11 protein-coding genes are annotated in these 8,179 nt (G+C 39.0%); 6 read left to right on the top strand and 5 right to left on the bottom strand.

Annotation, left to right across the window (positions count from 1 at the left end; translation table 11 throughout):
- Nucleotides 1-115: 115 nt before the first annotated feature.
- From I6F54_RS20010 to I6F54_RS20000, 3 genes are read right to left on the bottom strand one after another with little or no spacing between them, the layout of a single operon-like run.
- Nucleotides 116-565 carry a flavodoxin gene (locus tag I6F54_RS20010; RefSeq protein ID WP_010553680.1) on the bottom strand — a complete coding sequence of 150 codons (450 nt, stop codon included), beginning with the start codon at nt 563-565 and terminating at the stop codon, nt 116-118.
- On the bottom strand, nt 565-1,329 hold the full coding sequence (truC, locus tag I6F54_RS20005) for a tRNA pseudouridine(65) synthase TruC (RefSeq protein ID WP_197142779.1): 765 nt from the start codon (nt 1,327-1,329) through the stop codon (nt 565-567). The genes I6F54_RS20010 and truC overlap by 1 nt, the downstream gene beginning before the upstream one ends.
- Nucleotides 1,322-1,642 carry a YqcC family protein gene (locus tag I6F54_RS20000; protein ID WP_165728588.1) on the bottom strand — a complete coding sequence of 107 codons (321 nt, stop codon included), beginning with the start codon at nt 1,640-1,642 and terminating at the stop codon, nt 1,322-1,324. The genes truC and I6F54_RS20000 overlap by 8 nt, the downstream gene beginning before the upstream one ends.
- Nucleotides 1,643-1,746: 104 nt before the next feature.
- Between I6F54_RS20000 and I6F54_RS19995 the strand changes: the two genes are divergently transcribed.
- Both I6F54_RS19995 and I6F54_RS19990 read left to right on the top strand, forming a co-directional pair.
- Complete coding sequence (locus tag I6F54_RS19995; RefSeq protein WP_197142777.1) at nt 1,747-2,775, top strand: DUF3549 family protein; 1,029 nt, start codon at nt 1,747-1,749, stop codon at nt 2,773-2,775.
- Nucleotides 2,776-3,075 (top strand): DUF3301 domain-containing protein, encoded by a 300-nt coding sequence (locus I6F54_RS19990; protein WP_166420279.1) that lies wholly within the window; start codon nt 2,776-2,778, stop codon nt 3,073-3,075. It begins immediately after the preceding gene.
- Nucleotides 3,076-3,926: 851 nt separating this feature from the next.
- On the opposite strand, the gene I6F54_RS19985 is transcribed toward I6F54_RS19990, so the two are convergent.
- Nucleotides 3,927-4,580: a GNAT family N-acetyltransferase gene (locus tag I6F54_RS19985; RefSeq protein WP_008169301.1), complete on the bottom strand. Its 654-nt coding sequence runs from the start codon at nt 4,578-4,580 to the stop codon at nt 3,927-3,929.
- A gap of 316 nt (nt 4,581-4,896) precedes the next feature.
- Here I6F54_RS19985 and I6F54_RS19980 point away from each other — a divergent pair, with 316 nt between their 5' ends.
- From I6F54_RS19980 to I6F54_RS19970, 3 genes are all read left to right on the top strand, one after another.
- Nucleotides 4,897-5,133 carry a DUF2789 domain-containing protein gene (locus I6F54_RS19980; RefSeq protein WP_002958240.1) on the top strand — a complete coding sequence of 79 codons (237 nt, stop codon included), beginning with the start codon at nt 4,897-4,899 and terminating at the stop codon, nt 5,131-5,133.
- Between the two features lie 96 nt (nt 5,134-5,229).
- Nucleotides 5,230-5,496 (top strand): hypothetical protein, encoded by a 267-nt coding sequence (locus tag I6F54_RS19975; RefSeq protein ID WP_010553684.1) that lies wholly within the window; start codon nt 5,230-5,232, stop codon nt 5,494-5,496.
- Between the two features lie 13 nt (nt 5,497-5,509).
- Nucleotides 5,510-6,283, top strand: coding sequence for a Zn-ribbon-containing protein (locus I6F54_RS19970; RefSeq protein ID WP_165741318.1), 774 nt, complete (start codon nt 5,510-5,512; stop codon nt 6,281-6,283).
- 329 nt (nt 6,284-6,612) lie between these two features.
- Here I6F54_RS19970 and syd read toward each other — a convergent pair whose 3' ends face one another.
- A complete protein-coding gene (syd, locus tag I6F54_RS19965) occupies nt 6,613-7,152 on the bottom strand; it encodes a SecY-interacting protein (protein ID WP_197102652.1) in 540 nt (179 codons plus the stop codon).
- A 59-nt stretch (nt 7,153-7,211) separates the two neighbouring features.
- On the opposite strand from syd, the gene queF reads away from it, so the two are divergent.
- Nucleotides 7,212-8,057, top strand: coding sequence for an NADPH-dependent 7-cyano-7-deazaguanine reductase QueF (gene queF / locus I6F54_RS19960; RefSeq protein WP_024590784.1), 846 nt, complete (start codon nt 7,212-7,214; stop codon nt 8,055-8,057).
- Nucleotides 8,058-8,179 lie beyond the last annotated feature (122 nt).

The following is an 8,179-nucleotide window of genomic DNA, read 5'->3' as shown; positions in this document are numbered from 1 at the left end:
CCCGATGGGTTAAGCCAAAACCATCTAAGTATCCCCATAAAAAGAAAAATGCCAGTCAGCTTAACTGACTGGCATTAGCGCATGCGCTCCTTTTTTAATACCTTAAAGTTAAGGATTAAGCAGGTAGTTTCTCCAGCCATACTTTTAACCAAGGCTCGGTTACTGGCCATGGTTCAAAATCTTCACATGCATCTATTTCTAGGCGGTTGCCCACAGGCTTTGCTTGTAAATCGCGTAGTAGCTCGTCAAAGCTTCGCCCTGCGCCACAAAATGTATCGCCGTAACATCTGTCACCCATTGCAATTACACCAAACGGTTTATCGGTAAGCATTGGGAAAGTGCTATTCATTGCAAAGTACAATCCTGCCAAATTACTCGGTACATCACCTTGGCCTGTTGTGGAGGTAACAATTAAAATATGCGATGCATTTTTTATATCATCAAGTGATGCTTCAGTAATTACTGTAGCAGTATGACCCGCTTGCTCAATTGTGGCAGCAACTTCGTCGCTTAAACGCTCTGCACCGCCATTAACGCTGCCTACAAAAATACTAATATGTGCCATTAATAATCCTTTTCTTGCTCTGGCCAACCTAGCTGCTTACATATTTCAAGCATGTCTTCACCTAGTGGCGCTTTAATTGTTATTGATTCATTACTATAAGGGTGCACAAAACTAAGCTCTGTTGCAAATAACATTAAGCGTCTTAGCTCAAAATGCTCTCTAAAAAATTGATTATGCTGGTTATCACCGTGATTTACATCACCAATAATAGGCAGTGATAAGTGCTTTAAGTGTCTGCGAATTTGATGCTTGCGCCCTGTTTTTGGAAAACACTCAACCAACGAGTAACGCACTGTTGGGTACTTACCAATAGGAATAGGCAATGCAACTTGGTGCAAGCAATTAAACTGGGTTTGCGCTTCTTGCGGTGCTTTGTCTTGATCTGCAAATTTATCAGCTATTTTATCAAGTTCTTCTTTAAGCGGTTTATCTAGAAATACTGACTCTGGCGCAAAGCCGCGCACTAAGGCTAAATAGCGTTTAGCAATAGTACCTTCAATAAATAGCTGGTTAATATCGCGAGCAGCTTCAGAGCTCAGTGCAAACAGCAATACGCCCGACGTAGGTCTATCGAGCCTATGTACTGGAAATACATGTTGCCCTAGCTGGTCACGCAACATTTGCATAGCAAACTGGGTTTCGTGTTTATCTAAAAACGAGCGATGCACTAATAAGCCTGAAGGCTTATTTATAGCCACATAGTTTTCATCTTGATACAAAATAGTCAGCTCGCCATATTCAATAGGCGCCGGACGCTCACTCATTTGGTTCTCCTAAAAAGGAATCAAGGGCTGTTAGCAATTCAATTATTTCATCGCTCCCTGCTTTATTCACAAGTGTCATTTGCGCCATAGGGGCAATAGCAAAGTTACGAGGCAGTGGTTGTTTATGTGTTATTAATTGCTGTATTTTATTAATAAATACAAATTGTAACCACTGCTCAAATGCCATTGTATCGTGACAAAAAGGAGTATTTGAAAGTAGTGCCTCAGCGTCTATTGGCTCACTTTGCCAAAGCGCATGTTTTTGTAAAAGTGCGGTTAGCTGCACTAAATAAGTTTGGGTTTGCTGGTACATAACCACCCTCTTTTATATATGTAATGCAATTATACCCTGTTCCCTCATAGGCGGCTATGACGTATAATTAACGTAATTTTGCAGTAAAAACAGTTGAGAAAACAATGAGTGATCAAATAGCTACATTAGGTCAGCTTTTAGATGGTGCGGGTACTCAGTGGCGTGCTTTTGATATTGGCAGGCACATTACTAAACTCGATAAAAAACAATTTTTAGCTATTGAACAAGCTCAAGTGCCTTACCCTTATCCTCTTGCTGGTCATGCTTGGCTCGCTATCCAATTTTGGGATACTAAAGCCAGTAAAGAACCTTATGTATGGTTTTTAAAGTTTCCACTTGATGAGCAAAGTATGCTTGTAAGTGCTAGCCGCGATCACTTTGCTGATATGGTTATTCAAGCGCTCGGCACTGAAATCACAGGTGAGCAAGCCGATGGAAAACTTGATAATAACCCTTATGTTTTTACACCAAACGCAAATAAATTAGCGGCATTTAACGCCCAAGTAAAAGTACTATTAAAACAGCCTGCGTCGCAGTATTACGAGCATGCACAGTTATACTTTAGCGGTAAAATTGGTTTTGATAATTGGCAAGGTGTTGCACTGCAGGGTATTGCCGATTTTGCACTACGCTTAGACAGCGATACAAACTTAAGTAATTTGCAAAAAGCATGGGCGCATTTACCTATTGAAGTACTACAACCACTCAGTGCCATGCTTGAACACGTTGAAATACCAACATCAATGAGTGAGTTACTTGTTGATTACACACAGGCCGCAATTAGTAATAACGATACATTAGCTATAACCGCAGCACTAAGATCTGTTTCAAAAGGTCAAGCTCAAGGGTTATGCGCTCAATTAGTTGATACTGTACTAAGCTCACAGGTAAGGCACGACTCTGACGTGTTACTAACAATAGCTGGGCGGTGTTTTAAGCAATTAGAAAACCCTGAACGCTTACATGTATTTTTTGATAATTGCGCACATCATCAAAAAATTGATGAGTTGTTTCCTAGTATTTTTGCTGACTTAGTTGCAATACCGACTATTCGCCCGCATTTATTAGGCTTATTACGTAAAGAAAATCGTAGCGAAACCCTCGCGCGTGCAATTGGAAGGTTATTCTCTTAAATGGCAAGTTTATGGACGTTCATACTTATTGGTAGTGTAATTTACTTATTTTGGCTTAACCGAAAGGTTGCTGAAGCGGCGAACGTTCATGCTAAACGTCAAAGTGAGCAATTGCAGGTGCAGTTGATGAGTGTTGCATGTGCTAAACGCCGCTTTGGTTTTTTAAAGAGCGGCAAGCCAGGCATCAAAAGCGAATTTATATTTGAGTTTTCAAGCGATGGTGAAAATGCTTATCAAGGTGTGTTAATTATGGAAAATGAGTTTTTGAAAAGTGTGGTTGTTCCACCGCATAAAATATAAAACTTAATATACTTTAGGAGTATTTGTCTTAAATTAATAAACTTAATTCAACACAAAAAACTAAGGCGTAACTAAAGTTACGCCCCAATTGGACTGCATCCTGCTAGATATCCATTATCTTAAATCCGTATTATCATCCCCTGAACGAGTAAACAACCTTGTTTACCCTCACATTGCATCCTGCAATATCCATAGCCACCTTGGCAAACCCACGAAATCTATCGTTTGGCTACATACTGTAGCATCATCCCTGGTAATCCTTTTAAGTAGCTCCTGCCACTTTTTGCATCCTGCAATATCCATAGCCATCTTGGCAAACCCACGAAATCTATCGTTTAGCTACATCCCGTAGCATCATCCCTGGTAATCCTTTAAAGCAGCTCCTGCCACTTTTGCATCCTGCAATGCCCACTTGCCATCTTGGCCGTCCTGCGTAAACTAACGCTCCTGCTACTTCCTGTAGCGTCATCCGTGATTATCCTAAAGTAACTCCTAGCTACTAAGTGCTTCATGCACTTCCTTATTCTTCCTTGTATCCGTTTTAGCTTGTCCTTTATGCTTCCTGCTAGCGTCCGCTATGTTGCCTATTCCGTATCCTTGGCAGTAACTCAATCATTGAGCTATGTCGTCTTGACGAAGAGAAGTTTAAAGCAATCAGGGGGGAGAAATAGGACTTAACATCAAATAAATAAACGTCACAAAAATGAAAAATAAAAATAAACTTTAAATAACAATAGCTTGAATTGAAAAAGGCTACTTATTAATAGCCTTTAACTGACAATGCTCACGATAATGTGAGATATATCTCACGGCCTTATGTCCGTTTGGGCGCATTGGCTTACATCATAATTTTAAATAGTTGGCTCAATTATTGATTTAAACAGTAACTCGCCCTCTACTTGGTTAAAAGTAAGGTGTTTAAATGCTTCAAACTTTTCGGTTTTAAAAAATTCAGTGTGTTCTTTACGCGTTACAAATACAGCCATCCCCGTTGACTCAGCGTTACATTTAACTAAATCATCAAGCCCTCGTAGTAAGTAACGACCAAACCCTTGCCCATGAAAATGTGGATCTACGGCAATAAAAGCTAAAAAGTAGTAATTGCCTTTCTCTTTAAGGGCATCTCTAATTGTTTGTTCTTTATCTATTAATTGATTTGTTTGTAAGTAGCCCGCACTCAGCATTAATTTTAAACGCCAGTGCCAATAACGCTGCGCTTGTAATTGGCTATTAGATTCAAATACACACGCTACTGCTTTTAATTTATCGTTGCGGTATAAACCAATTAATGGCTGCTTTTCTTGCCAAAAACTACTGAGCTCTTCGCGAATTAATGATCGTAATTTTTTTTCGTATACTGATTTATTTTCGTCATTGTAGCTAAGCATGTTTTGTAATACAGGATCGTCATGATAAGCCTGATAAATTAGGCTTGCTGCAGTGCTAATATCTTCTGCGGCTAAATACTGTACGCTGAACGTATCAGCTGGCGTGGTTACACTCATTGTATTTCCTTTATTATTTTAGCTGTAGACTGTTTAACTTTATACCTAACTATATACCTAAAATTATTAACCGTAAATTCAGCGAGAGTTTAACTAGCTAGGAGTAGAGTTAATCCTTAGAATAAGTTTTCATTTAGTTAATACCAATTGCATTAAATGAGTGTTCTATTTATAGCGCTAAGAAAATAGCACAATAACAAGGCGAAAATTATGACATATAGTTGTTCTATATGAGTAATTTTTAACGCAGTAAGTGAGCTATTTAATACGCTAGAATGAGCATATTTTTAATAAAACTGGTATAAGGAGCAATATCATGGATACGACTAAACACGACATCAATACACTATTTGCACAGCTTGGATTACCTAATTCTGATGAACAAATAGATGCATTTATTGCCTCACATGAATTAGAAGACACAACACTACTCCAAGAAGCTTCTTTTTGGGATGAGGCACAACAGCACTTTTTAGCTGAATCGCTTGCACAAGACGGTGATTGGAGTGAAGTAATTGACGAGTTAGATGTACGCATTCGTCAAAGTAAGTAATTTTATTTAATGTACCCTCCCTTATTTATTGCTAACATAGCATCTGCGCAGTATTTATATGCTGCGCAGTTATTTTATTAAAGAGTTATATATCTAATGAATTCAGTTGTATTTGATGCAATTAAAGCCCTTCTCGATGAAGGCAAAACCCCTACTGTAGCACTAACTAAAAGCCGTTTGGCGCAACCGGTTCCTATGCCGATGATTATTGCAGCAGTAAGCCAATATAAAAACAATCCTGATTCAATAAATAACTTCATGAGAAACCCACAGCAGTCAGATAGTACTGAGCTTAAAACAAGTCAATTAGATAGAATTGAGCAAAAACTCGATAAACTTCTTGCACTGCTAGAACAAAAATAATTTGAGACTATAAATGTTCGTTGTTGATTTAACTTTTGATTGCTACCAAGACACCACCCTAGAACAAGCCGAACAAGCAATAAATCGCTTAGTAAATGCACTGCGTTTTAATGGTCAAATAATGGGGGAAGAATTTCCAACCGTTTTAAAAGATGGATTTTTTATTACCCGTGTTATGTGCCCTACTGAAGATGCAATGCACCCGCTAAATAACAGCCCGTTTGTTAAGCACAGTATCGAAAAGTTACATAGTGCGGGGCTACTTGCGCCAAAAGTAAAAGTGATTGGGCAAGATATTCACTCCAACGGCGCTGATTGCTGTAAAGAACCATCAAGTTATATTTTATACACAACCTATGTGCATACGTGTAGCCCGCTTTATTGTGGTGATGACTTTTTGCCTGTGCCGTTATTTCGTATTCCGGCAATTGCTAATGGTGACTATAAAACGCTTATAAAATGGCAAGAAGATTGGCAAGCCTGCGATCAAATTCAAATTAATGGCGCAACCCGTTGTGAGTTTCCGGCACTTGAAGAAATATCGAGTATCCAAAGCGACTTATACAGACGCGGAAAAGACATAACAAAGCGAATTAGTTTTTTAACTGAAAAGCCAACCTATTATTATTTATACCGTGTAGGCGGCGTAGATAAAGCGTCTGAACTTGAACGAAAATGCCCTAGCTGCAATGGTGATTGGAAATTACCTGAATCGTGGTTTGGGTTATTCGACTTTAGGTGTGAGCCGTGTGGCTTAGTGTCTAATATATCGTGGGATTTTCAGTAACCATTAGGGCGTGTTGACCTTTGTGGATTGAAATTTGTTCAATCTAGGGACGATTTAATCGCGGCGCGAGGTTTGTAACCTAGTGGGCTAAGTAAAAACCGAGCAACAAAGAGTAAATCGTCCCTAGAAAGAACCCAAAGGGCAGCGCATGTTTGGCATTTATGCTTCGTTATCGCCTATTTATGGGGAATAACCACACTACATAGGCTCTGCCTTGCCTAAAAACCAAACATACAGCTGCAAAATCAATCACGAAAGGTCAACACGCCCTAGTAATGGCTCTAAAAATCAGCTTAGTGATAACGCTAAGCTGATTTATTAGATGCATTTTAAACCTCTAATGCCTTTAAAAAAGCATTAATGTTAGGTGCAAGTACATGGTGTGTTTTTTTGCCTACGTGCTCTAAACATACTTCACCAGTGTGCACCAATACACTCACTAGTAAATCATCTTGATCTGTTAAACCAATAAATACCGTTTCTGGCTGCTTGAGTTTGCGTTTCATTAAAACGTGACCCGTTATATTTTGCTGTAACAAATTAAAGTCTTCTTCGTTCCATGCTTGTAGTAATTCAACCTGATGCCCATCAATACTTGCTGAAATGCTTCCACCGTACATATGCCCATATAGCTCGCTAAGCTCTTTTGGAAACTCAAGCTCAAGTGCACTGGCTAAATCATTAAGTGAACCTGCAGGTTGCTGACGCGCGCCCTGCCATTGAATGTTTCCTTGCTCGTCAACCTCACCAACTTCACATGGGCTTGGCCATTGTTCGTCGTGCGCAATAAGTGGGTACTTTGTAGTGTTTTTCAGGATATTTTCGCTAAATGTTTGATGAAGTTGTTCTATAAGCAATGCAACAGACATACTGTGAAACTCATTTAAATTAGATATAATGTCCCTATTGTAACTATTTAAGAGCAAACATGACAGATTACAGCAATTCTCCAGACCTTAAAGGTAGCGTATTAGGCCAATCTACTGAGTATGTAGATGTGTACACGCCAAGCTTGCTTTTCCCTATTGCGCGCAAACTAAATCGTGATGCTTTAAATATTGACGAAGCAGAGCTTCCATTTAAAGGCCAAGATATTTGGACAGGTTACGAGCTTTCATGGCTAAACAATAAAGGTAAACCGCAAGTTGCCGTAGCCTTATTTACCTTTGAGTGCCAAAGCAGCCATATTATTGAGTCAAAGTCGTTTAAACTTTATTTAAATAGCTTTAACCAAACCCGATTTGAAAGCATTGATGTAGTAAAACAGCACTTAATTGATGACTTATCAAACGCGGTTAACAGCCCTGTCAAAGTGACTTTATATAATCCTGATGATTACAATTGCTTACCGTGTACGGCGCTGCCAGGTGAATGTATTGATGACTTAGATATTGAAATTAATAATTACGATATTGATGCTAATTCACTTAAAGCAAAAAGTGATAACGTAGTTACTGAAACGCTCTATAGCCATTTACTTAAATCGAACTGTTTAATTACCTCCCAGCCTGACTGGGCAAGTGTGATTATACGATACACAGGCGAGCAAATATGTCGCGAATCGTTACTGCGTTATTTAATTTCGTTCAGAACACATAACGAATTTCATGAGCAGTGTGTTGAGCGTATTTATAGCGATTTAACAACACAACTTAATATTAAAGAGTTAGAGGTTTACGCGCGTTATACTCGTCGCGGTGGGCTTGATATAAACCCGTATCGCTCTACGCATTATAACGACACGCCATTTGCAGTTAAAATTAATCGTCAGTAGGTTATTTTAAACTGGAATATGAGTATTAAAAAAGGAGCCTAGGCTTAATGCCGATCAGTTAAGAAAATGACCGGTTGACCGATCCAAACGATCATGCAAAATCCGTAGTTAGGAAACTAACT

It is taken from the genome of Pseudoalteromonas sp. SWXJZ10B (assembly GCF_015864475.1).
In the GTDB taxonomy this organism is placed as follows: Bacteria; Pseudomonadota; Gammaproteobacteria; order Enterobacterales; family Alteromonadaceae; genus Pseudoalteromonas; species Pseudoalteromonas arctica.
Note: the sequence above shows the minus strand (reverse complement) of the source record. Positions and strands in the feature narration are given on the sequence as shown.